At 32.0% G+C, this 25,503-nt stretch carries 25 protein-coding genes and 1 tRNA gene; 6 read left to right on the top strand and 20 right to left on the bottom strand.

Translation table 11 applies throughout. The annotated features are described in order from the left end of the window. Positions 1-355 precede the first annotated feature (355 nt). Positions 356-1,018: a ribulose-phosphate 3-epimerase gene (gene rpe, locus Q0049_RS13205; RefSeq protein WP_298120601.1), complete on the top strand. Its 663-nt coding sequence runs from the start codon at positions 356-358 to the stop codon at positions 1,016-1,018. 31 nt (positions 1,019-1,049) lie between these two features. On the opposite strand, the gene Q0049_RS13210 is transcribed toward rpe, so the two are convergent. The 18 genes from Q0049_RS13210 to mraZ form a co-directional block, all read right to left on the bottom strand. Continuing rightward, positions 1,050-1,469: a CBS domain-containing protein gene (locus Q0049_RS13210; RefSeq protein ID WP_298120603.1), complete on the bottom strand. Its 420-nt coding sequence runs from the start codon at positions 1,467-1,469 to the stop codon at positions 1,050-1,052. A gap of 235 nt (positions 1,470-1,704) precedes the next feature. Beyond that, positions 1,705-2,502: a zinc-dependent peptidase gene (locus Q0049_RS13215; protein ID WP_298120605.1), complete on the bottom strand. Its 798-nt coding sequence runs from the start codon at positions 2,500-2,502 to the stop codon at positions 1,705-1,707. Then, positions 2,499-2,693 carry a hypothetical protein gene (locus tag Q0049_RS13220; protein ID WP_298120607.1) on the bottom strand — a complete coding sequence of 65 codons (195 nt, stop codon included), beginning with the start codon at positions 2,691-2,693 and terminating at the stop codon, positions 2,499-2,501. The genes Q0049_RS13215 and Q0049_RS13220 overlap by 4 nt, the downstream gene beginning before the upstream one ends. A gap of 16 nt (positions 2,694-2,709) precedes the next feature. After that, positions 2,710-2,783: transfer RNA gene (locus Q0049_RS13225), tRNA-Arg, on the bottom strand. Positions 2,784-2,854: 71 nt separating this feature from the next. Further along, positions 2,855-3,304, bottom strand: a complete 450-nt coding sequence (locus tag Q0049_RS13230) for a GatB/YqeY domain-containing protein (protein ID WP_298120609.1) — start codon at positions 3,302-3,304, stop codon at positions 2,855-2,857. A 453-nt stretch (positions 3,305-3,757) separates the two neighbouring features. Continuing rightward, a complete protein-coding gene (ftsZ, locus tag Q0049_RS13235) occupies positions 3,758-5,728 on the bottom strand; it encodes a cell division protein FtsZ (RefSeq protein WP_298120611.1) in 1,971 nt (656 codons plus the stop codon). Positions 5,729-5,921: 193 nt separating this feature from the next. After that, on the bottom strand, positions 5,922-7,307 hold the full coding sequence (gene ftsA / locus Q0049_RS13240) for a cell division protein FtsA (RefSeq protein ID WP_298120613.1): 1,386 nt from the start codon (positions 7,305-7,307) through the stop codon (positions 5,922-5,924). Positions 7,308-7,371: 64 nt separating this feature from the next. Continuing rightward, positions 7,372-8,094 (bottom strand): cell division protein FtsQ, encoded by a 723-nt coding sequence (locus Q0049_RS13245; protein WP_298120615.1) that lies wholly within the window; start codon positions 8,092-8,094, stop codon positions 7,372-7,374. 26 nt (positions 8,095-8,120) lie between these two features. Further along, positions 8,121-9,464: a UDP-N-acetylmuramate--L-alanine ligase gene (murC, locus tag Q0049_RS13250; protein WP_298120617.1), complete on the bottom strand. Its 1,344-nt coding sequence runs from the start codon at positions 9,462-9,464 to the stop codon at positions 8,121-8,123. 68 nt (positions 9,465-9,532) lie between these two features. Continuing rightward, the gene (gene murG / locus Q0049_RS13255) at positions 9,533-10,624 is read right to left on the bottom strand and encodes an undecaprenyldiphospho-muramoylpentapeptide beta-N-acetylglucosaminyltransferase (RefSeq protein WP_298120619.1); all 1,092 of its coding nucleotides are present in this window, start codon (positions 10,622-10,624) and stop codon (positions 9,533-9,535) included. 92 nt (positions 10,625-10,716) lie between these two features. Beyond that, a complete protein-coding gene (locus Q0049_RS13260; protein WP_298120622.1) occupies positions 10,717-12,084 on the bottom strand; it encodes an FtsW/RodA/SpoVE family cell cycle protein in 1,368 nt (455 codons plus the stop codon). 72 nt (positions 12,085-12,156) lie between these two features. Then, a complete protein-coding gene (murD, locus tag Q0049_RS13265) occupies positions 12,157-13,512 on the bottom strand; it encodes a UDP-N-acetylmuramoyl-L-alanine--D-glutamate ligase (RefSeq protein ID WP_298120624.1) in 1,356 nt (451 codons plus the stop codon). A 57-nt stretch (positions 13,513-13,569) separates the two neighbouring features. Continuing rightward, positions 13,570-14,796, bottom strand: coding sequence for a phospho-N-acetylmuramoyl-pentapeptide-transferase (mraY, locus tag Q0049_RS13270; RefSeq protein WP_298120627.1), 1,227 nt, complete (start codon positions 14,794-14,796; stop codon positions 13,570-13,572). Between the two features lie 19 nt (positions 14,797-14,815). Further along, positions 14,816-16,279, bottom strand: coding sequence for a UDP-N-acetylmuramoyl-L-alanyl-D-glutamate--2,6-diaminopimelate ligase (locus tag Q0049_RS13275; RefSeq protein ID WP_298120630.1), 1,464 nt, complete (start codon positions 16,277-16,279; stop codon positions 14,816-14,818). Continuing rightward, complete coding sequence (locus Q0049_RS13280) at positions 16,276-18,282, bottom strand: penicillin-binding protein (RefSeq protein ID WP_298120633.1); 2,007 nt, start codon at positions 18,280-18,282, stop codon at positions 16,276-16,278. The genes Q0049_RS13275 and Q0049_RS13280 overlap by 4 nt, the downstream gene beginning before the upstream one ends. Continuing rightward, positions 18,273-18,620, bottom strand: coding sequence for an FtsL-like putative cell division protein (locus Q0049_RS13285; protein WP_298120636.1), 348 nt, complete (start codon positions 18,618-18,620; stop codon positions 18,273-18,275). The genes Q0049_RS13280 and Q0049_RS13285 overlap by 10 nt, the downstream gene beginning before the upstream one ends. A gap of 62 nt (positions 18,621-18,682) precedes the next feature. Further along, positions 18,683-19,591, bottom strand: a complete 909-nt coding sequence (gene rsmH, locus Q0049_RS13290) for a 16S rRNA (cytosine(1402)-N(4))-methyltransferase RsmH (RefSeq protein ID WP_298120639.1) — start codon at positions 19,589-19,591, stop codon at positions 18,683-18,685. After that, positions 19,566-20,039 carry a division/cell wall cluster transcriptional repressor MraZ gene (mraZ, locus tag Q0049_RS13295; RefSeq protein ID WP_298120642.1) on the bottom strand — a complete coding sequence of 158 codons (474 nt, stop codon included), beginning with the start codon at positions 20,037-20,039 and terminating at the stop codon, positions 19,566-19,568. Before mraZ ends, rsmH begins: the two co-directional genes overlap by 26 nt. Before the next feature lie 394 nt (positions 20,040-20,433). Here mraZ and Q0049_RS13300 point away from each other — a divergent pair, with 394 nt between their 5' ends. Genes Q0049_RS13300 through Q0049_RS13310 form a run of 3 tightly spaced genes read left to right on the top strand, consistent with a single transcriptional unit; the run spans position 20,434 to position 22,473 of the window. After that, positions 20,434-21,198 (top strand): alpha/beta hydrolase, encoded by a 765-nt coding sequence (locus tag Q0049_RS13300; protein ID WP_298120645.1) that lies wholly within the window; start codon positions 20,434-20,436, stop codon positions 21,196-21,198. A gap of 35 nt (positions 21,199-21,233) precedes the next feature. Next, positions 21,234-21,854, top strand: coding sequence for a ribosome biogenesis GTP-binding protein YihA/YsxC (yihA, locus tag Q0049_RS13305; RefSeq protein WP_298120647.1), 621 nt, complete (start codon positions 21,234-21,236; stop codon positions 21,852-21,854). A 31-nt stretch (positions 21,855-21,885) separates the two neighbouring features. Beyond that, on the top strand, positions 21,886-22,473 hold the full coding sequence (locus tag Q0049_RS13310; protein ID WP_298120650.1) for a hypothetical protein: 588 nt from the start codon (positions 21,886-21,888) through the stop codon (positions 22,471-22,473). Positions 22,474-22,503: 30 nt separating this feature from the next. Here Q0049_RS13310 and gldC read toward each other — a convergent pair whose 3' ends face one another. Beyond that, positions 22,504-22,839, bottom strand: a complete 336-nt coding sequence (gene gldC / locus Q0049_RS13315) for a gliding motility protein GldC (RefSeq protein WP_298120653.1) — start codon at positions 22,837-22,839, stop codon at positions 22,504-22,506. Then, the gene (gldB, locus tag Q0049_RS13320; RefSeq protein WP_298120655.1) at positions 22,832-23,806 is read right to left on the bottom strand and encodes a gliding motility lipoprotein GldB; all 975 of its coding nucleotides are present in this window, start codon (positions 23,804-23,806) and stop codon (positions 22,832-22,834) included. The genes gldC and gldB overlap by 8 nt, the downstream gene beginning before the upstream one ends. Positions 23,807-23,949: 143 nt before the next feature. Here gldB and nadE point away from each other — a divergent pair, with 143 nt between their 5' ends. Beyond that, a complete protein-coding gene (gene nadE, locus Q0049_RS13325) occupies positions 23,950-24,756 on the top strand; it encodes an NAD(+) synthase (RefSeq protein WP_298120657.1) in 807 nt (268 codons plus the stop codon). Positions 24,757-24,842: 86 nt separating this feature from the next. Continuing rightward, entirely contained in the window at positions 24,843-25,472 is a 630-nt protein-coding gene (locus Q0049_RS13330; protein WP_298120659.1) for a response regulator transcription factor, read from the top strand. Positions 25,473-25,503: the final 31 nt, after the last annotated feature.

A 25,503-nucleotide genomic window follows, 5' to 3' on the forward strand; every position in this document is an offset into this window, starting at 1 on the left:
AAAACTGTTCGTTTTTTGATTGATGATTGAAACTCCGGCTGATTACCGGAGTTTTGTTTTTTGCACGGCAAACAAAACTCCAGTCTGTTCCCTCGTTAAAAAAAACGAGGTCGGGTTTCCGGAGTTTTGTTTTTTGCACGGCAAACAAAACTCTAGTTTGTTCCCTCGTTAAAAAAAACGAGGTCGGGTTTCCGGAGTATTGTTTTATAAAAACTCCATTATTCAAAATTCCAAGTTAAATATTCAACATTCAAAATATTTTTAATTATTGTATCTTTGCAAAACAACAATAAGATTGAATATTCAATGTTGAACAACGAATTTTGAAATCTTAAAACACAACACAAACTACACAATGAAAAACACACTTATTGCACCATCAGTTCTTGCTGCTGATTTTGCCAATTTACAACGCGACATCGAAATGATTAATAATTCTGAGGCCGATTGGTTTCATATTGATATTATGGATGGCGTTTTTGTTCCGAATATTTCTTTTGGAATGCCCGTTTTAGAAGCTATTTCTAAACATGCAAAAAAAACAATCGATGTTCACTTAATGATTGTTGATCCTGATAGATACATCAAAACTTTCGCTGATTTAGGTTCGAATATACTTACCGTTCACTATGAAGCTTGCACGCATTTACACAGAACATTACAAGCTATCAAGGCAGAAGGAATGAAAGCTGGAGTTGCCTTGAATCCTCATACCAATGTAAGTTTGCTAGAAGATGTAATAAAAGACATTGATATGGTTTGCATTATGAGTGTTAATCCTGGTTTTGGAGGACAATCATTCATTGAAAATACGTATAAAAAAGTAAGACAATTAAAAGAAATCATTACTAGAAACAATGCCTCAACTATTATTGAAATTGATGGTGGCGTAACTAGTAAAAACGCAGTTCAGTTAGTTGAAGCTGGTGCAGATGTTTTAGTCGCAGGAAATTTTGTTTTTAAAGCAGAAAATCCAACAGCGACAATTTCGGAATTAAAGAAAATGACTTCTATATAAATATCAAATGCTCCAATTGGAGCATTTATTTTTAATATTGATCGATTAAATATTTTATCAAATCGGTTGTGGTTACAATTCCGACTAATAATTCATCTAGAACTACTGGTAATGCATGAAACTCATGTTTTGATAGAATTTCGGCAACTTCTTTAATTGTGGTATCTGGTGAAACTTTAACTAAATTTCGCGCCATAACTTGCTCTACAGAAAACATATTATAAACCGTAACATCAACTTTTGTTTCGTCTTCATCAACTGCATCAGCAAAAGCAATACGCAATAAATCGGTGTAACTCAACATACCTACAATATGATTGCCACTAACTACAGGAATATGTCTTATATGATGTTTTCTAAATAAACTTTCCGCTTTAGTCAAATCATCCGTTAGATTTAACTTTATAATATTTGATGTCATTATTGTTGACACTGGTACATTTTTTTTCATAATCATATAATACCAATTATAAATATAAAATAGCCCAATATACTTGTTCTTTTTTTCCAATACGTCTTCAAAAAATAATTCCATAACAAAAGCTATGCAATGATTTTTTTCATTGTCTTGAAAAAAAATAACTTCGCATCTTTAGACTATTTTATATGTATAATTGGTATAACTTTAAAACTACTTATTAAAGTTACGATTATATAAACGATTAAATATGATAAAAGTCAGAAAACTAATGTTTGTGATTTAGCATTTTACTGACGTTTTCATAAAGCTTTGGAAATTCCTGTTTGAATAAATGAGGCGATTCAAAATAATGCTCGATAATTACTGCTAAAAATTCAAACGGATTGGTGTAAGCATAAATCCTGAAATAATTGGAATTTATTAATTGCTCTCTATTGGCTGGATACTCAACTTCTTTTCGAATTTGATTATACATTCTTGAAAAAATAATAGCACTTGTATCTTGACTGTGCATACCATGAAGATGAAGTACATGAGCAAATTCGTGAATTCCGAGATTTAAATTATCGTTTTTAATTTCGTAACCTGCTTTGAAATCTTCCCAAGAGAAAACTATTGCTTTCATTCTAGGATTAAATTCACCTTTGTGATAAGCATCATTAATTTCTGAGTAATAAACCGATGGATAGACTATTACTTTATCAATATTGGTGTATAAATAATTTCTAAAACCAAAGGTTAACATTACAGAAGTTGAAGCAATTAAAACCTGAACTTCGTCAGTTATAATAAAATCTTCTTTCCCTATAAATTCATATCGTTCTATGAAAGTTGCAACGCGATGTTCGAAGTATCTTTTCTTTTTATCAGATAGTGAATTATAATATTCAAATTGCTTGTTTAAAACATACGATTGATTGGCATCCAATGTCTTAATAGATGGATAAAAATGAATATAAAATGGTTTATTAAAAAATACGCCATACTTTTCTTCAATTATTGTGTAAACCACAAAGAGAAAAAAAGCAACAACACCAGCAAAAAGAAGGTATAATATAATCAATTAAAGAAAACTTTAGAAAATTGGAAGTTTTCAAGTTTAGCAACTAAAAACCCTAAACCGTAGGCTAAAACATAAAGCACAGCGTAAAATATAATTACAATATAAATATAATACAGAACTTCAAAAAGTTTAGATTCTGATTTATTTAATTTTAAAAAGTTAGATAAACTTAAAAAATGATTATTTTTCATAATTATAATTTTTTCGTGACCTCGGCAGGGTTCGAACCTGCAACCTTCGGAGCCGAAATCCGAAATTCTATCCAGTTGAACTACGAAGCCTTTTTAGTGATTAGTGACTAGTAAAAAGTGAATAGCTAATTACTAGTCACTTTTCACTAATCACTAATAAATTAAACTAAAAGTTTTTTTACAATAGCTGATATTGTTTTTCCTTCAGCTTGTCCGCCAATTTGTGCTGAGGCCAATCCCATAACTTTTCCCATTGATGCGATTCCTGATGCTCCAGTTTCTGCAATGATTTTAGAAACGATTGCTTCAACTTCAGCTTCTGAAAGTTGTGCTGGAAGGAATTGTTCGATTACAGCGATTTGTGCTAATTCTGGTTCAGCTAAATCAGGACGGTTTTGTGTTTTATAAATTTCGGCGCTGTCTTTTCTCATTTTTACAAGTTTCTGTAAAATTTTGATTTCGTCAGCTTCTGAAATTTCTTCTTTTGAACCTGTTGCAGTTTGTGCTAGCAATAATTCTGATTTAATAGCTCTCAATGCTTCCAATGCTACTGTATCTTTAGAACGCATGGCATCTTTCATTACGTCCATTATTTTTGATTGTAAACTCATTTTATATTAGATTTTTGATATTAGATTTTATTTAAATGGATTACTTTTTAGCCCTGATTGAAACAAGTATCCTTTTATTTTGTTGCCTTCGAGAACATTTCGACAGGCTCAATGTGACAACTTAGGCAACAAAATAAAAGATACTGTGGAAAGCAGGAAAATGGAATGTAAAAATGTGCAAACCATTCGCTCCAAAAAGCCACACAAAGGTAAAAAAAATAACCCAAAAATTACATGGAACTTTTGGGTTAGATAAAAGGTGAATTTTATAAATTAGTCTTTTTATTATATTTTTTCTACTAATACTCTTTTTGTTTTATTTCGGCATCTTTTCCCTTAATTTTTATTTTAATAGAGCATATTAAAATAAAAATTAAAGAAAAATCTATCCAAAATAAATTCAAAAATAGTTATTAGCTAATTTATAAAATCCACCTTAAGATTAATTTGGGATTAATCCACGTTATCGTGTAAGAATGAATTGTTAGAACGTAACTGAATATCGTCGTTACTGTCTGTTCCTAATGACATTCTTGAATTGTTGTTTAGGTTTTGATTTTCTGTTAAATCTACTCCTAGTCTTTTGTATGCTGGTTCTCTCTCAAGTTCGTCAACTCTCGATGGATTGTTGTGAAACTTGTAATTGAATTCTTTTAATTTACGTCTTCTTTCGTCGGCACGTAGTTTTAATGTCTCTTCAATAGTCATTTCCATTGGAGAAATATCATCTGAATGCGTAGCGTAAGTTGGTTTTGCTGGCTCTGCTACTTTCATTGTGAAATTTAATGACTCTTCGATTGGCTCTTCCAACTTTGCCACTGGTTTAGAACTCAACAAATCGTTTTCAATTTCCATATATTCTTCAAGAGAATATTTGATTACTCCGTTTTGATTTACTTCAGTTACTGGAACAAATTCAACGTGCTCGTTAACTTTAATATCTTTAGTTTCTGCTGATAAATCGAATATAATTCTGTCTTCTTCAACTTTATTTTCAACAGGAGTTGCAATTGGCAAATCGAAAGAGAATGTAATTTGCTCTTCTTCTTTAGCTACAACTTGTGGCTCAACAACTTTAATTTGCTTCGCCAGTTCGCTAACGCTCGTGTCGTTTACAGCAGGTGTTGTAAAAGTAAAATCAATATCTTTTATAGGCGAAACGATTTCGAAAGTTACATCTAAATTACGGATGAAATCGTTCATCGCAATTAGTTCATTTTCGTTAACTTTTGCTACAACAGGTTCTGGTTTTACTTCGTCTTCAATTAATTCGAAGACAATTTTTTCTTCTTTAACTTCGGTAGTAACTTCAATTGGAGTTTCTACCTTCGGTTGAAAAAAATCAACTGGTTTTTGAGTTAAGTCATGAACTAACTTTTGCTCATCTTCTAGTGAGTGAATTATTTTTTTAACTTCTGTATTTACGATTTCGTTTTGTTGTTCTACGTTGAAACCTGTTGCAATAATCGTTACTGCAATAGCATCTCCATGAGATTCATCTTCACCAACTCCCATAATGATGTTAGCGTTGAAACCAGCTTCTGCTTGAATGTGGTCGTTGATTTCTCCGATTTCGTCAATAGTAATTTCATTAGTACCTGAAACGATAAGCAACAATACGTTTTTAGCACCTGAAATTTTATTGTCATTCAATAATGGAGAATCTAAAGCTGAAATGATTGCATCTTTAGCTCTGTTTTCACCACTTGCAATGGCAGAACCCATGATAGCTGTTCCGCTGTTTGCCAATACCGTTTTAGCATCTTTTAAATCGATATTTTGTGTGTAATGGTGTGTAATTACTTCAGCAATTCCGCGTGATGCAGTTGCTAAAACTTCGTCAGCTTTAGAGAAACCTGCTTTGAAACCAAGATTTCCGTAAACTTCTCTTAATTTATTATTATTGATAACAATTAATGAATCTACTTGTTTTCTTAATCTTTCAACACCTGCTAATGCTTGGTCTTGACGTACTTTTCCTTCAAATTGAAACGGAATTGTAACAATACCAACGGTTAGTATATCTCTTTCTTTAGCTAATTGAGCAATTACTGGAGCTGCACCAGTTCCTGTTCCTCCACCCATTCCTGCAGTGATGAAAACCATCTTGGTGTTACTGTCCAACATTTTTTCAATATCGTCAATACTTTCTATTGCTGATTGTTGACCAACATCTGGATTTGCTCCTGCTCCTAAACCTTCTGTTAAGTTTACACCTAACTGAATTTTATTTGGCACAGGACTGTTTTGTAATGCCTGAGAATCAGTATTACAAACGATGAAATCTACACCTTTGATTCCTTGTTTGAACATGTGGTTGATTGCGTTGCTTCCACCGCCACCAACTCCGATAACTTTAATAACATTTGATTGATTTTTAGGTAAATCAAATGAGATGCTTCCAAATTCTGAGTTGCTTATCATACTATTTTGGTTTTGTTTGATTTTATTCTGTATTCTTGTTTTGTTCTTAATGACTTGAATCTACTTGATTCATTTTTTTACACAAATTTCACTAATTAGCACAAATTCAAAACTGATATTTGATTTCACTAATTTTAAAATTTTAATTTTTTTGCTTCATCACTGCAAACTGAGCACTGAAAACTGCAAACTATTATTCAGCGTTGTCTAAGAAATCTTTGATTTTATCTACATACTTATCGAAAAATGATTTTCTGATTTTTCCTTCTGTAGTTTCCACTTCTTTTTCAACTTTATTTTCAATTGGCTCTTCCTGTTGTTGTACAACTTCTTGTACTTCTTCAATAACAGGTTTAACGATTGGTCTTGGTTGCGGAATAGCTTGACTAACTTCTAATTTATAAGCGCTTTGCGTATTGTTCGCTACACTATTCATAACTAATCCAACTGCTGTTGCAAATAATGGACTTGAAATATCTTCGCTAGAATTTCCTGCCAAATGTTCGTTTGGATAACCAATTCTAGTATCCATTCCTGTGATGTATTCCACCAATTGTTTGATGTGTTGCAATTGCGCTCCACCACCAGTAAGAACGATTCCTGCAATCAATTTTTTTCTTGGATCTTCGTGACCGTAGACTTTAATTTCTGTAAAAACTTGTTCTATAATTTCAACCACACGTGCATGAATAATTTTAGATAAGTTTTTCAAAGAAATTTCTTTTGGTTCTCTACCACGTAATCCAGGAATAGAAACAATTTCGTTGTCTTTATTTTCCCCTGGCCAAGCCGAACCGAATTTTACTTTCAGTAACTCTGCTTGTTTTTCGATAATAGAACAACCTTCTTTAATATCTTCTGTAATCACATTTCCTCCGAAAGGAATTACAGCAGTGTGGCGAATGATTCCGTCTTTAAAAATGGCTAAATCTGTTGTTCCACCACCAATATCGATTAAAGCAACACCTGCTTCTTTTTCTTCTTGACTTAAAACCGCATCTGCTGAAGCTAAAGGTTCCAATGTTAATCCTGACAATTCAATTCCGGAACTTTGTATACATCTTCCCACATTTCTGATAGAAGCTGCTTGTCCAACAACTACGTGAAAACTTGCTTCCAATCGTCCACCATACATTCCAATTGGTTCTTTGATTTCAGATTGTCCGTCGATTTTAAATTCTTGTGGCAACACGTGAATAATTTCTTCACCTGGCAACATCGCTAATTTGTTAACTTGATCAATCAGCAACTGAATATCTTTTCCGCTGATAACTTCTTCAGGATTACTTCTACTGATATAATCTGTGTGTTGAATACTGCGAATGTGTTGTCCTGCAATACCAACTACCACATCATTAATTTTGTATCCAGAGTTTTCTTCGGCTTCTAAAACTGCTTGTTGGATGGATTGAATGGTTTGTGTAATATTATTTACAACACCACGAGCCACACCTAAACTTTTGGCTTTTCCAAGACCTAAAATTTCAAGTTTGCCGTATTCATTTTTCTTACCAATCATCGCTACGATTTTCGTAGTTCCGATGTCTAAACCAACTGCAATGTTTTCTCTGTTCTCCATGTTGTCAACTAATTTGCCCCACACAATATTAATTTTATCTCCGTTTTTTGAAATTTTACTATTGTTATTTCGTACAAACAACTTGCTGCGTAAATCTCAAATTTATTTTCTTGTAATTATTTAGCATCGTATCTGAAACTGCTTTCTGAAAAAATGCTTTATAATTTTTAAATTTTTTTTCTTCATTCATCATTTTGCCAAACTCGATTTTAAAATCATAGTTCCTGTTGGTCATCATTAAGCTCGCATCAGGCAAAACTTGCACACCAATGATATTTTTTTTCAAAAATTCATCGTTGTAAATCATCTTCAAAACTTCGGATAATTTCTTCTTGTTTTTGTTGTCAATAACCCCCGAAATTAGCGGTACTCTAGCTGTACTTATATCAGAAAGCGGCATTCTATTTCCCTCATAATCAATATAGAACGAACCCTCATCACTAAACACTCTTGCTATGGGTGTTTTTTGTTTCACCACCGCTTTTAGAACACCATCAACACTCACAAAAACTTCTGATTTTTCAACCATAGGATGTTTGTTGATAGAATTTTCCAATTTGTTCAAATTTAAGTCCGATTTTTCAATGGTTTTTACATCTGAATTATTTTCTATTAACAATTTATTAACCGATTCTTGTTTAACAAAATTGTTGTTATCTCCAACAAAAATCACTTCTGATTTCTTTAATTTTCGATGTGAATTTCTATTTGACGTAAACGAATACAGAAAAACAACCAATGCAAACATTAGTATTAATCGGATATTGTTCCATTTTAGAAATTTCATCTTCTTTAATTTATTATTATCAAAATTTATTGAGCTAAAGCTTTTTTAATTGACGGTACTAATTCACCAATATCGCCTGCTCCAATCGTTACAATTATCTTCGCATCACTTTCTAAAATTGTGCCAATTAATGCCTCTTTTGAAACTAATTTTTTATTATCGTTTGTCATTTTAGACATTAACCAAGAAGTTTTAATTCCTTCCATTGGTAATTCTCTTGCTGGATAAATATCTAATAAAAGAACTTCGTCAAATTGCGATAGACTTTTAGCAAAATCGTCTGCAAAATCTTTTGTTCTACTAAACAAATGTGGTTGAAAAATTGCCAATACTTTTTGATTTGGATATAATTCTCTCACTGCTTGATGTACCGCATTAATTTCTGTTGGATGATGTGCGTAATCATCTATATAAACGCGATTTTCTGATTTTATTTGATACGAAAATCTGCGTTGTACTCCTTTAAATGTAGCTAAAGCATTAGCAATGGACTCGGTTGGGGTTCCATAAGTTTTGGCCATTGCTAAAGCCATTAGCGCATTCATTAAATTATGATGTCCAGGTAAACCAAAAGCAATATCTTTTATTATTTCTGTTGGTGTTTGAACATCAAAAACATACGCACTATTTTCTATTCGAATATTAAACGCTTTGAACGTTGCTTCTTCATTAATTGCTATGGTCAAACCTTCTAAATCCAATCCTTTTGGGACAAATATTTTGGATTTATCTTGAACTTTATTTGCAAATTCTCTAAAAGATTCTTCTATTGCAGAAGCATCACCATAAATATCTAAATGATCCGCATCCATTGAGGTTACGCAAGCAATATTGGGATGCAAATGCAAAAACGATCGGTCGAATTCATCGGCTTCAACCACGGTTATTGTTTTTCCGCTTCCGATTAAATTAGAATGATAATTTTCTACAATTCCGCCAAGGAACGCTGTAACATCGGCTCCACTTTCATACATGATATGACCAAGAATACTTGAAGTAGTTGTTTTTCCGTGTGTTCCTGCAACTGCAAAACAGAACGTATCCTTTGTAATCAAACCAAGAACTTCGGCTCTTTTTTTAATTACATAATCTCTTTCGATAAAATAATTCCATTCTGAATGTGATACTGGAACCGCTGGCGTAACAATTACCAAAGTATTTTCTACATAATAATCCGAAGGAATTGCAGCAATTGAATCATCAAAATGAATGTTCATTCCGCCAGCAATCAATTCGTCAGTTAACATCGTTGGTGTTTTATCATAACCCGAAACATTTTTTCCAATGTTCTGGAAATAGCGAGCCAAAGCACTCATTCCGATGCCTCCAATTCCGATGAAATAGACGTTATGTATTTGATTTAGATTCATTTTTCTTTTTTTTGACACGAATTTCACGAATTTTCACGAATGGTTTAGATTGCGAAAATTGCACGAATTTATTTTATCAATTTTACTATTTGTTCAACTATATCTTTTGTTGCGTTTGGCTTGGCTAATTTCTTCATGTTTTCGCTTAGACTTTTTTGCAAATTCTCATCGTGAATTAGTTTATTGAAAACTGATTCGAATTTTTCATCCAACTCACTTTCCTTTATTAGTAAAGCACCATTTTTATCTACAATTGCTTTCGCATTTTTGGTTTGATGATCTTCGGCTACATTTGGTGATGGAATAAAAATCGTTGGTTTTCCAACCAAACATAGTTCTGAAACTGATGAAGCTCCGGCGCGAGAAATCACGAAATCTGCAGCAGCATAAATCAAATCCATTCTATCAATAAACGAAACAACTTGCACATTCTCCGTCTCTGAAAAATGCTTGTAATCTGTCATATATAAATTACCACATTGCCAAAATATTTGCAAATTATTATTACGTAAAAAATCAATTTCTTTGGCAATTAATTGATTGATTCTTCTTGCACCTAAACTTCCGCCAATGATTAATAGTGTCTTTTTATTTTCATCCAAATTAAAATAAGACAACGCTTCACTTCTTTTAGAATCAATATCTAAAATATCTTGACGAACTGGATTTCCTGTAAATACAATTTTATCTTTTGGAAAAAATCGATCTAAATTTTCATAAGCAACACAAATGGCATTGGCCTTTTTACTCAATAATTTATTGGTAATTCCCGGATAGGAATTTTGCTCTTGTATTACTGTTGGAATATTCAAACTATTGGCAACTTGCAATAATGGACCGCTTGCAAAGCCGCCCGTTCCGATGACAACATCTGGTTTGAACTTCTTAATTATTTTTCGAGATTTCCATAAACTATTAACTAATTTTAATGGAAACATGGCATTCTGTAATGTCAACTTTCTTTGCAAACCAGCAATCCAAAGTCCTTCAATAGCATAACCTGATTGAGGTACTTTTTGCATTTCCATTTTATCTTGCGCGCCTACAAAAAGGAACTCAGCATCTGGAAAACGCGATTTTAATTCGTTGGCAATAGCAATTGCAGGATAGATATGTCCACCTGTTCCGCCACCACTTAAAATAAACTTTAATTTTTTCATATTTTAAACACGAATTGCACGAATTACACGAATTCTTCAAACTTACTATTTCACTAATCTATAAACTTAAAACTCCTCTGAAGTTCTTAACATTATTTTTTTCGCATTCCTTTTATGGCAAGCATTGGGTTTTCTTCAATTGAAAAATCTTCCTCCATTATTTTACCTTTAATGGATACTTTCATTTGGTTAACCTTTTCTTGATTTTCATCAACTTCATCTTCTACTCCATTCAATTCTCTATCGATGATTTTTTGTAAAACTTCGTCTCTTTTTTTCTTTTCTTCAAGTTCTCTTTCGGCTTCTTCAAGTTCTTTTGCGATTTCTTCTTCTTTTTTAGTAACGCTTAGAATAATTCCGAGAGCTATACATGTCATCCAAACAGAACTTCCTCCTGAACTAATTAATGGCAAAGTTTGTCCTGTAACTGGTAACAACTCGACTGCGACTGCCATATTAATTAATGCTTGAAATATTATTGGAAAACCGAGTCCGACGACGACTAATTTTCCGAAAAGTGAATTAGCTTTGTGTGATGCTACAACAAATCGAAACAACAATAACAGATAAATTGAGATTATTGTAAATGCTCCAAAAAGTCCAAACTCTTCAACAATTATGGCGAAAATAAAATCGGAAGATGATTGCGGTAAGAAATTCTTTTGAACACTTTTTCCTGGTCCTAATCCGTATATTTCACCTGATGCAATTGCGATTTTCGCTTTCTCAATTTGATAATCATCTTCATCTGGTTTGTCGCTTGTAAAATTATCTATACGACTAATCCAAGTATCCACACGATTAGGAAAAGCATCTGGGAATTTTTTAGCAATTAATATAAAAAACAATCCACAAAGCAATCCTGTTCCAAGAATAATTCCGATGTATTTTAATGGGTATTTCCCAATAAATGTGAGCATAATAACCATTGAAAAAATCAATGCTGCTGTAGAAAAGTTAGCAGGAAAAATCAATCCAACAGTAACAAATACTGGCAACCAAAGTTCAAGAAGCGATTGTTTAAAATCGGGTGCAACTTCTCTTTTTTTGGATAAATACCTTGCTACAAAAATATACAACACAATTGCTGCAAATGTTGATGTTTGAAAGGATATCCCAATAAACGGAATTTGAATCCAACGACTTGCATTTGCGCCATCAATTACGGTTCCTTTTACCAAAGTATAAACTAATAAAACCCAAACAATTGGTAGTGCAATTCGGGAAATTCCTCTAAAATAATGATAAGGAATTTTATGAACTTGATAAATTATAACGAAACCAATAGTAATGTGAATAGCATGTTTTAGCAAATACGTTAAGGCATTTCCTGAGCCATGTCGCATATAAGCCAAATTACTACTCGCACTAAAAACAGGCATAAAAGAGAACAGCGCCAAAAGAGCAACAAATGCCCATATGACTTTATCTCCGTGTAGTCTGCTTATTAGTTGTTTCATTTTTATTCTTGTGTTACTTTTGTTTCAAGTTTCAAGTTACTCAACCTGAAACTTGAAACCTCAAACTATATATTACAAATTCCTTACTTCTCTTTTGAATTGATTTCCTCTGTCTTCGTAGTTTTGAAATAAGTCAAAACTTGCACAAGCTGGAGATAGTAAAACGGTGTCGCCTTTTTCTGCAATGTGTTTTGCTGTATTTACTGCATCTCTCATATTATCAACTTCAACCATCATATCTACAACATTTCCAAAAGCATCAATTATTTTCTTGTTATCAACACCAAGACAGATAATTGCTTTTACTTTCTCGTGAACTAACGGCATTAATTCGGCATAATCGTTTCCTTTATCAACACCACCAACAATCCAAACCGTAGGTGTTGTCATACTATCTAAAGCGAAGAACGTTGCGTTAACATTTGTTGCTTTACTATCATTAATGTATTGCACATTGTGAATTTTCAACACTTTTTCTAAACGATGTTCAACACCTTGAAAATTTGACAAACTCTCACGAATGGTTTGTTTTCTGATGCGTAAAATATTAGCTACAGAAGTTGCTGCCATTGCATTTTTCATATTGTGCTTTCCTTCAAGTGCAATGTTTGCCGTTTCCATTAAAAACTCTTCTTGGTTGATGTTGATTTCCATAGTGTTGTTATTTAAAAATGCTCCGTTTTCAATTGATTTTGATATCGAAAATGGAATTAATTGTGCGTTTACTTTGTTATTTTTTAACCAATTTCCGATGGCTTCATCATCTGCATCATATATGAGATAATCATCTTCGGTTTGATTCATCGTTATTCTAAACTTCGATGCGATGTAATTTTCATATTTATAATCGTATCGATCTAAATGATCTGGACTTATGTTTGTAATTATGGCAATGTGTGGCTTATAATTTATGATTCCGTCTAACTGAAAACTGCTTAATTCTAACACATAAGAATCATAATGTTCTTCGGCTACTTGCCATGCAAAACTTTTTCCAATATTTCCACCTAATCCTACATTTAATCCTCCTTCTTTTAGTAAATGATACGTCAACATTGTTGTCGTTGTTTTACCATTACTTCCTGTGATTCCAATGGTCATTGCTTTTGTAAAATCATTGGCAAATTCAATTTCAGAAATCACTGGAACTCCTTTTTCGATGAGCCTTTTTACAATTGGAGCTTTTTCTGGAATTCCCGGACTTTTCATTACGACATCAGCATTTAGAATTTTATCTTCTGTATGCTGTTCGTCTTCCCATTGTATTTCATATTGATTAAGAACGTCTCTATAATTGTCTTTTATTTTTCCGAAATCGGATACAAAAACATCATATCCTTCTTTTTTTCCTAGAATTGCTGTTCCAACTCCACTTTCGCCTCCTCCAAGAATTACTAATCGTTTCATCTCATTAATTTTATTATTCATTTGTATTCGATGCAATTCGCTTTTTTTAAAGGAAAAAATTTTATGGTGCTCATTTCATTATCTCAGTTTCAAGGTTACAATTGCTACAATCGCCAATAAAATGGTTACAATCCAAAAACGCGTTACAATTTTACTTTCATGATATCCTTTTTTCTGATAATGATGGTGTAATGGCGACATTAAGAAAATTCTTCTTCCTTCGCCAAAACGTTTTTTCGTATATTTAAAATAGGTTACTTGAATAATTACTGAAGCGCTTTCAGCAAAGAAAATAGCACATAAAACCGGAAGCAACATTTCTTTTCTTACCGAAATTGCTAAAACCGCTATAATTCCACCAATCGTTAAACTTCCTGTATCACCCATAAATACTGACGCCGGATAAGAGTTATACCAAAGAAACCCGATTAAAGCTCCAACGAAGGAAGCAATAAAAATGGTCATCTCACCAGAATTCGGAATGTACATCACATTCAAATAATTGGACAAAATGATATTACCTGAAATAAAAGTGAAAATACCGAGCGCGAGAACAGATATAGCCGATGTTCCTGCGGCTAAACCATCAATTCCATCGGTTAAATTAGCACCATTTGAAACTGCTGTAATAATGAAGATTACAATTGGAATGAATACCAACCAAGCCCAATTTTGATAATCATCTGTAAATGGTTTTAGAATTTGAGCATAATCTAATTCGTTATTTTTTGTAAACGGAATGGTTGTCGTTGTTGCTTTAATTTCCTTTGCAGGTTGCGAAATTGTATTTCCAGTTTGGTTGAACGTAATTGGAGTAGATGACTTTTCACGAACTGTAACTGCTGGACTAAAATACAACACCGAACCCACAATAATTCCTAAACCAACTTGACCAATAACTTTAAAAATTCCTTTTAAACCTTGTTTGTCTTTTTTGAAAATTTTAATATAATCATCTATAAATCCAATAGTTCCCATCCAAAGTGTGGTAACAATTAAAAGTATGATATAAATATTATTTAATTTAGTCAGTAGCAAAACCGGAATCAACGTTGCAAAAATGATGATTAATCCACCCATTGTTGGCGTACCTGCTTTTTGCGTTTGCCCTTCTAAACCTAATTCACGAACTGTTTCACCTACTTGTTGATTTCTCAAAAAAGTGATGATTTTTTTTCCGTAAATGGTCGATAGAGTTAATGATAAAATTAACGCTATAGCAGAACGAAAGGTGATATATTGAAACACTCCTGTTCCAGGAATGTCAAGTGTTTTGTCTAAATATTCAAATAAGTAGTATAACATATTGGTTAGGTATATTGGGTTATTTGTTCATTTGTTCTAAAAATTCTTTAACTATTTTCATATCATCAAAATCATGGCGAACACCTTGGATTTCTTGATAGGCCTCGTGTCCTTTACCAGCAATTAGAATAATATCATTTGCATTTGCTAATTGGCAAGCGGTTTTTATTGCTTGTTTTCTATCTTCAATAGAAAGTGATTTTTTAAAATTTTGTGGTTCAACACCTGCTTCCATTTCGGCGATAATCGTTGACGGATTCTCTGTTCGTGGATTGTCAGAAGTGATGATTACCTTATCACTCATTTGTGTTGCGATGTTGGCCATTATTGGTCTTTTCGTTTTATCTCTATCACCGCCACAACCAACAACTGTTATTAATTGTTCGTTTTTTGTTCGGATATCGTTGATGGTTTTCAGGACATTTTCTAAAGCATCTGGCGTATGAGCATAATCTACAATAGCTGTAATTTTATCGTTTGAAACAATAAACTGAAAACGACCTGAAACACTTTCTAATTCGGATAGTAATCTCAAAACTTCAAGCGATTCTAATCCTAGTTCAACAGCTGTTCCATAAATTGCAAGTAAATTATAAGCATTAAAAGTTCCAATAAGTTTTACCCAAACCTCATTTTCATTAATCTTAAGCAGCAATCCTGAAAGTTGATTTTCAAGAATTTGTGCTTTATAATTGGCATATGATTTTAAGGCATATGTTAATTTTCTTGCATTGGTATTTTGAAGCATCACAGCTCCATTTTTATCATCAACATTGGTTAAAGCAAAAGATTGCTTTGGCAAATGATCAAAAAACGATTTTTTAACATCACGATATTCTGCAAATGTTGGATGATAATCTAAATGATCGTGCGACAAATTGGTAAAAACGCCACCTTCAAAGTGCAATCCTTCTGTACGTTTTTGATGAACACCATGTGAACTCACTTCCATAAAACAATAATCACAACCGATTTCAATCATTTCATTTAAAAAATAATTGATGGTTAAAGAATCTGGAGTTGTATGTGTTGCTTTATGTTCCACATCATTGACCATAATTTTTACCGTAGAAAGCAAACCAACTTTGTATCCTGCTTTTTCGAATAATTGGTATAAAAGAGACGCAATTGTTGTCTTACCATTAGTTCCTGTGATTCCAACTAAACGTAATTTAGACGATGGATTATCATAATAATTAGAAGCCATAAAAGCCAAAGCCGAATTAGTATCTTTAACTTGAATGTAAGTAATTCCAGAAATGATTACTTCTGGTAATGTATCACAAACAATTACAACGGCACCAAGATTAATCGCTTTTTCGATAAAGTCGTGACCGTCAGAAACTGTTCCGCGAATGGCTACAAAAACGTCATTCTCTTGAATTTTTCTCGAATCGAATTCGATTTTATTCACAGCGATTTCTGTTGAACCTTTTACAGCTTCAATAGCAACTTTATATAATATGTCTTTTAAAACGATCACGATAATTCTAGTGTTATAATTGTGTTTTTGATAATAGGTTGTCCGGCTTGAATCGATTGATTTTTAACCTTTCCAATTCCTTTTACTTTTACTTTAATTCCTAAATTTTCCAAAAGTGCTACTGCATCCATTCCTGGCATTCCTTTTAGATTAGGAATTTTACTTTTTACATTTTGTGCTTTTGTAAAATATTCTTGATATTTAGATTCTTGTTTGGCTACTTTTTTATCAAGATTTTTTATTTCGTTAGTTGACGGTGCATCTGTGAAAATCTTTTGAGCAATTCTCTTGAAAACTGGTCCGGCAACATCTGCACCATAATAGTTATTCATTGAAGTATTTGGCTTATGAACCACAACAATGCAAGAATATTTTGGATGCTCTGCAGGAAAATAACCCACAAATGATGAAATATAATATTTATCACTTCCGCCATTTGTTCCATAACCAGCCGCAGCAGTTCCTGTTTTTCCTGCCATTGAAAAATCTTTAGAATACAATTTTTCAGCTGTACCTCTTTTTACCACATTGGCTAAAAGAGCTTTTAATTTTTTTATTGTGACATCTGAACAAATCTTCGGATTGATAATTTGTTTATCATATTTCTTAATGGTTTTATTCCATTCTTTAATTTCAGAAACGAATTGTGGCTTTACCATTACTCCGTTATTTGCAACAGCATTATATAATGTCAAAGTCTGTAAAGGCGTCACTGCAACGTTGTATCCAAAAGCCATCCAAGGCAATGTATTAGGATTCCAACTATCATCTGATGGCTGATGAACTATTGGTTTACCTTCACCTTGAAATGGTAATCCAAGCGGTTTGTTTAATCCTAAATTATTGATTCTGTTTACAAATTGCTCTGGATTATTTTTATAATTCTCTACAACTGCTTGAACCAAAATGGTATTAGATGAAACTTCAAAACCTTTTCCAAGAGAAATTTTTCCATAACCACCTTCGTGAGAATCACGCACTTTTTTTCCTCTATAGGTAATGATTCCGCCGTTACTATCATAAACCTTAGATGTATCTACTTTATTATCGTCTAAAAGCGCAATCATATCAACCAATTTGAAAGTAGAACCAGGTTCGTGCGATTCTGCTACAGCATAATTTATAGTTTCATAATAATTGCCAGACTTCTCGTCTCTTCCTAAATTAGAAATCGCTTTTACTTGACCAGTTTTAGTTTCCATTACAACAACACAACCATGTTCTGCGCCATATTCTTCAAGTTGTTTTAACAAGGCATGATGCGCAATATCTTGAATGTATACATCAATAGTGGAAATTACATCGTATCCATCTTGTGGATCAACTTCGTTTTGGTCACGAATAGGTTTCCATTGTCCTTTTGCAATCTTTTGTTTTAAAACTTTTCCGTCTTTTCCGTTTAGATATTTACCAAAAGCACCTTCAATTCCAACTCTTTTTAGTTGACCATTTTCATCGATTCTTTCGTAACCAATGGTTCTTTCTGCGATTTTACCGATTGGATGTTCTCGTACTGTTTTTTGCTCCACAATAATTCCACCTTTGTAAGCACCTTTGTTGAAAAGTGGAAATTTTTTAATTTTTGAATATTCTGTGTAACTTAAATCCTCAGCAATTAGAGTGTATCTACTTTTATTAGCACGTGCTTTTCTCAATAATGATTGATAATGAGAAGTTGGTTTTCCTAATAATTTAGACAAACTCATTGCTAACGAATCGGCTTTGCTTTCGAAATCCTCAGATTTTGGCGCAACAGCATCAAAACGAATAGTATAATTAGGAATTGATGTTGCTAACAAACTACCATCTGATGAATAAATATTTCCTTTATTTGCTGGAATTACGAAAGTTTTAACCGTTCTATCTTTGGCTAATTTTCTATAATAGTCGCCTTCTACCCACTGTATGTTAGTAAGTTTTATGGTTATCGCTAACGCCATCAAAAAAATGATGAACGCCATCAGATAAATTCTGTAAGAGATATTTTTATCTTCTACTGCCATATTTTTTTAAAGAAACTTTTTTCTTCTGGTTGTTTAACTTTTATTTTTTGTGGCGGAACCTGAGATGGAAATATATTTCTGGCTTCCATCTTTTTTGAAACGGTAGATTCCATTTTTAACTTCATTAACTCCGAACGTCTGTCAACAAATTCAGAACGCAATTCTTTAACTTCGTTTGTTAAATCAGCGATTTTGAATATTTTTTGTTCAAATCGGTGTGTATTTGCAATCATGATTATGGCAAGTACAATTAAAAACACTATGAAACGCCAATTTTTAGTAGCGTCTTCATTGACAAGAAATCTTGCTTTTAGTATGTTGTAAATTCCAATTTTCATATTAGTTAGTGTTCAGTGCTCAGTATTCAGTGTTCAGTTATTTTCAATTTGAAAACTGCTAACTATTTCTTCTCTGCTATTCTTAACTTTGCGCTTCTTGCTCGATTGTTTATTTTTATTTCTCCTTCCGTTGGAACAATTAGTTTTCCTATTAATTTGAATGGAACTGAAAAATTTCCGAAGAAATCGCGTTCCGGTTCGCCCTCAAACATTCCGTTTTTCATGAATCTTTTTACTAATCTATCTTCTAGAGAATGATATGAAATCACACTTAATCTTCCTTCAGGTTTTAAAACATCTAAAGATTGTTCTAAGAATTCTTTCAAAACATCCATTTCTTGATTCACCTCAATTCTAATTGCTTGATAGATTTGAGCCAAAATTTTATTTTTAAATTGTTCTGGCAAAAAACGTTGCAAAACTAATTTCAATTCATCGGTTGTATCTATAGCTTTTATTGCTCGTGCATCAATAATTGTTCTTGCTAAAGCTGGAGCAATTTTCAACTCACCATAGTCTAAAAAAATTCTTTTCAAGTTAACATCATCATACTCATTGATTACTTTGTAAGCATCTAAATCGTTTTTCTTACTCATTCTCATATCCAAATCGGCATCAAATCGCGTTGAAAAACCTCTTTCTGGAACATCAAATTGATGTGATGAAACTCCTAAATCAGCTAAAATTCCATCTACTTGCTTGATTCCATGAAATCTTAAAAAACGTTTGATGTATCTAAAATTTTCTTGAATCAAAGTAAATCGTTCATCTGGTAACGCATTTCCCCAAGCATCTTCATCTTGATCAAAAGCAAATAATTTTCCGTTTGGACCAAGGCGACTCAAAATTTCTCTTGAATGTCCTCCACCACCAAAAGTGACATCTACATAAACACCATCTGGATTACAATTTAAACCGTCAACTGTTTCTTTTAATAATACTGGATTATGATATTCCATTGTCGTCATCATTTACATTTCCCATTACATCTTCTGCCAAATCAGCAAAATCTCCAACAGTATCATCTATAGCTTTTTCGTATAAATCTTTATCCCAAATCTCAACAATATTTACTGTTGAAGACAAGACAATATCTTTAGTAATTTGAGCAAAATTGGTCAAATCTTTAGGAACAAGAAGACGTCCTAACGCATCAATTTCAACCACTTTTACACCAGCTTGAAAACGACGAATGAAGTCGTTATTTTTCTTTACAAATCGGTTGAGCTTGTTCACTTTTTGCATCATTAAATTCCACTCTGCCATTGGATAAAGTTCCAAACATGGCTGAAAAACAGAACGTTTCAAAACAAATCCGTCTTGTAGCGAAGTAGCAAGTTGTTTCTTCAAAGGCGCAGGCAAAAGCAGCCTTCCTTTGATATCAACTTTACATTCGTATGTTCCGATTAATGAGTTCAACTAATTAGTTTTTAATGATAATGAGCAAAAATATAAAATAATTCTCCACATTCTACCACTTAACTCCACTTTGTTAATAAGTTTTACCACTTTTAGAATTTTGTTAATTACTTTAAAACTCGACCAACTTTAAATAATAATTAACAAAACATTTAGAATCGTTGATTTAACGCAATAAATTGACAGTCAAACACATTTAGTTACGAAATATTTAATAAAAAAATGATTCTATAAATTTTTAAAAAAGAAAAAAAAGTAATTATTGAGATGTTGATAAATGGATAAATATTAAACTGTATTGGAAATAAGTTTGTGTAAAATTTGAATTCATATTGGTTTGATATTGGTAAAATTTGTGTAGGTTTGTAACAATTGAAAAAATGAGCCAAAGAATATGGATTTGACTACAGTAAAAGACAAAAAATACAATTATATTGAGGTTGGAGAAGGAACTCCAATAGTTATTTTGCATGGCTTAATGGGTGGATTGAGTAACTTTGAAGGAGTTGCTAAACATTTCTCACAAAAAGGATATAAAATTGTTATTCCTGAGTTGCCACTTTATACACAAAATATTTTAAAAACAAATGTAAAAGCTTTCGCCAAATACGTGAAAGACTTCATTACTTATAAAGGTTTCGACCGCGTAATTCTTTTAGGAAATTCACTTGGCGGACATATTGCATTGTATCATACAAAAATGTATCCTGAGAAAGTTGCGGGATTAGTAATTACAGGAAGTTCAGGACTTTATGAAAGTGCCATGGGCGATAGTTATCCAAAAAGAGGTGATTATGAATACATTAAAAACAAAGCAGAAGCCGTTTTTTATAATCCAAAAATAGCTACAAAAGAAATTGTAGATGAAGTTTTTGCGGTTGTAAATGATCGAATTAAAGTTATAAAAACACTTACCATTGCTAAAAGTGCCATCCGTCATAATATGGCTAAAGATTTACCAAAAATGCATGTAAAAACGTGTTTGATTTGGGGTAAAAATGATGCAGTAACTCCACCAGAAGTTGCAGAAGAATTCCATAAGTTAATGCCAAATTCAGATTTATACTGGATTGATAAATGTGGTCATGCCGCTATGATGGAACATCCAGATGAATTCAATCGTTTACTTGAAATATGGTTAACAAAAGAGCATTTGTAAGATTAAAATGATTCTGAGTGAATCAAAAAAATATCATGAAAATTAATACTGCCGAATTTATTATTAGCAATTCTGATGTAAGTAAATGTCCTTTAGAACGTTTGCCTGAATATGCTTTTATAGGTCGTTCCAATGTTGGAAAATCATCCTTGATTAACATGTTGACCAATCATAAAAATTTGGCAAAAACATCAGGAAAACCAGGAAAAACTCAATTGATAAATCACTTTAAAATTAATTCCAATTGGTTTTTAGTCGATTTACCAGGTTATGGTTATGCACGAGTTTCTAAAAAAACCAAAGATGTTTTTCAAGAATTCATTACTGATTATTTCGAAAAAAGGGAACAACTTGTTTGTGCTTTTGTATTAATAGATATTCGATTAGAAGCACAAAAAATTGATTTAGAATTTATAGAATATTTAGGCGAAAGTGAAATACCCTTTTGTATCATTTTTACCAAAGCCGACAAGATTAGTAAAACTAAAATTGATTCTCACATTGCCGCTTACAAGAAACAACTTTTAGCTAATAACTGGGAAGAAATGCCACAATATTTTGTTACCTCATCAACAGAAGGAACAGGCAAAGACAAGCTTTTAGAATTTATTGATGGCGTAAATCAAGATGTTTTTAAAGAAATGAATGAGTTTTAGATATTCTCATATTACATACAACAATACAAAAATGAGAAACATATTACTGTTTATATTTTTTTTATCACTTTGCTCTTGTAATACAACTCAATATTTTACAGAAAATTTAAGTCAAACATCTGGAATTGATTTTTCGAAAGGAAAATGGTTGTTAGGAAACGTTGAAGCAGATGCTGAAATCAAAGATGAGATCACCAAGACATCTTTAAATGATTTTTCTGAACATCTCAAAAACCGCATTACATATTATTTGGATAATAAATCATTATTGATACCACAAAAAATAAATTTAAAACCAAACAGAACAACAATTTTAGATTTAAAAAAAGGAACTAATTATGATTTTTATATTAATGTAAAATGTGAAGATGAAAGGAATGATTTGACAAATTTTAATGTAATAGATCATGCATACTATAAAAAACAAATGACTTTTGCTAGAGTTACAATTGAGATTTATGATTTAAATAAAGGTGAAATAGTTTATAATCAAAGTATTATTGGTTCAATTGATGAAAACTCAGGTTTAACTTATAATCCAAAACATAAAGTAATTATGGGATGTTATAAAAAACTAATGAATCAAATCAATAAAAAATCAATAAAGTTTACTAATTAAAAAAGTGGTTCGCAATTGCGAACCACTTTTTTATCCTTTCAATTCTAATTTCTCAGCAAAATAATCGGTGAAATCTCTCATGGTTGAAGCCATTTTTTCATCTTGTGTAGCTCTTTCAAAAGTATCGGCCATGGCAACTAGTGTTTGGTGAAAAAAGATTTTCATTTCGTCAACTGGCATGTCTTTTGTCCATAAATCTATACGCAACGTTTCTTTAGCTTTGCTATCCCAAATGGATAATAACATCGCTTTAGCTTCTTCAAGTTCAACGCCACCATCTTGTGCCGTCCATGTCAATTTTTCTGGAACACGATTCTCATCAAGTTCTACTACAAATTTTATTTCGGAAGTTATATTTTTACTCATTTTTACTTGGTTTATATTTTGATGCTTCAAAAATTACTTTTGCATCCATTTTTAATAATTGTTGTACGGTTGTTTTTGGATTATTCTCCATGTAGGAACGAACAATTTGCCATCCAATCCATTGTCCAATTCTACCTGGTGATTCGTTATCAATTTCTAAATAGAATTTAGAAAAAGGCGCTAAATTTATAAACTGACTCAGCAACTTAGGACTTGTATTGAATAAATATTGATTTTCTATGAAATTCATCCAAATAAAATATTCATTTTCTTTACTCCAAGTGATTTGCTGTGGTGTGTAGCCAATTTTTTCAGCATCAGTATAATCTTCAGACAATAAAATATCTTTTAAATACAATTCCTTTCCATAATAAATCATCTGAGCTAACAATGTTTTATCATTTACAAGCGGTGCTGGAACTACTCCATTAGCAAAACTTGTAACAACATCGGGCAACATTTGTCTTTCTTCAAAATTTTGAGAAATATATTCAGGAAAGTCGGAATAGAATTTATGTTTTCCGCCAAGATACAATTCGAGAGCAATTAACAATTTGTCATTTGCATAAATTACTTTACTATTATAATCCATTTCTCCAATAACTGTATAAATTTTTGGCACTTTAATTGTTGGAAAATAATATTTAATATGTTTGAAAAGCTCCTCAATTTCTGTTTGTTTTCCTGAAAAGTTTTTATATTTTCTTTCAACCTCAGCATAAAGTTCACGCCATTGAGGATGTTGTAGTTTCTCTAACCAAACTTCATCTGGTGTTCCTTCGGGGAAAAATTCAGGATATTCTGCCTTTACAGTAGCTAAATCTTCTGGCTTTGATTCAAAAAAAGCTTGTTCAAAACGAACAACTTTCATTTCAACTGGAATTTCCTCAACAGCTTTTTCAACTTTTGATTTTTTATCACACGAAAAAACTACAAAAGCGATTATCAGTAAAAAATATTTTCTCATATCATTTTTATTATTCTATAAAATACGTATTTCGTCGTATTTATTAATTAACGATTAATTGTGTACTTAGCACTACAAACTTTTAATCTTTATTTTATTACTTTTGCAAATATACATTACGGATTTTTAAATCTTAAAATAAAATGTCAAAAGCGAGTACAATTCAAGTAGAAAAAGTTAATGAACATATTGTAAGCTGGTTGAAAACTTATGCTAATAACGCAAAAGTAAATGGTTTTGTTGTAGGAATTTCTGGAGGCGTTGATTCAGCAGTAACTTCTACACTGTGTGCCCAAACAGGTTTACAAACTTTATGTGTCGAAATGCCAATTCATCAATCTCAAAATCAAGTTAATAGAGGAAAAGAACACATTGAACAATTAATGAAGCGATTTCCTAATGTTAGTTGTGCAGAAGCAAATTTAACTCCAGTTTATGATAATTTTAAAGCTGAAATGCCTGTGAGTGATAGTGAAGCAAAATACAATTTATCATTAGCCAACACACGAGCGCGATTGCGAATGACAACTTTGTACTATTTTGCAGGAATTCATGGACTGTTAGTTGCTGGAACAGGAAATAAAGTTGAAGATTTTGGCGTAGGATTTTACACTAAATATGGTGATGGCGGTGTTGATTTGAGTCCGATTGCTGATTTAATGAAAAGTGATGTTTATGCTCTTGGTAAATTTTTAGAAATTCCTCAATCCATACAAAGCGCAGCCCCAACTGATGGTTTATTTGGAGATAACAGAACTGATGAAGATCAACTTGGCGCAAGTTATGACGAATTAGAATGGGCAATGCTTGAAGATGAGAAAGGCAGTATAGTAAATGATTTTTCAGATAGAAAAAAAGAGGTTTTTGAAATCTACAAACGATTAAATTTCGTTAATCAACATAAGATGCAACCTATTCCAGTTTGTGAAATACCAAAAAGTTACAAATAATTAATTAACATTGATTTTCAATTATTTGCATTTTTTTATTAACTTTGTAAATAATTCTGAATTATAGATTCTAAAAAATTAAAATTATGATAAATGTATGTCTTGCCGATAATTATCCTGTTGTACATTATGGCGTAAAATCATATTTTAAAGACCATCCTGAAATTAGCGTGGTTTCAAATGTAGGTAGCTTTTACATGGTTCCAGATGCTTTGCGCAACAAAGAAATCAATGTTTTAGTAATTGATTTAGAACTTGACGGATTGAAAAGTATCTATGAATTAAAAGCTGTTATAAAGAATTTCCCAAATACAAAAGTTCTTGTTTTTACAAGTTTGAACGAGCAAATTTATGCTCCAAATGCTATCAAAGCTGGAGTTTCGGGTTATGTTCATAAATCTGCTAAGTTAGAAACCCTTGGAACTACTATAATTCGTGTTCATCAAGGAATTATTATGCTTAGTGATAGTATGAAAAAGAGTTTAGCTTTGATTGCTAAACAAAATAAAAACGAACGTCTTTATAGAAAATTATCTAACAGAGAAATTGAAGTGCTTCGTTATTTATGTGATGGAAAGAAAAACAAAGAAATTTCATCAACTCTTGGATTGAACGAGAAAACAATTTCGACCTACAAACTTAGACTTTTACAAAAACTGAATGTTACTAATTTAGTTGATTTAGTAAATAAAGCGAAGACATTGGATATTGTTTAAATATTAGAATAAAGCTCAAATTTCGTGATGA

It is taken from the genome of Flavobacterium sp. (assembly GCF_027484205.1).
Lineage (GTDB): Bacteria > Bacteroidota > Bacteroidia > Flavobacteriales > Flavobacteriaceae > Flavobacterium.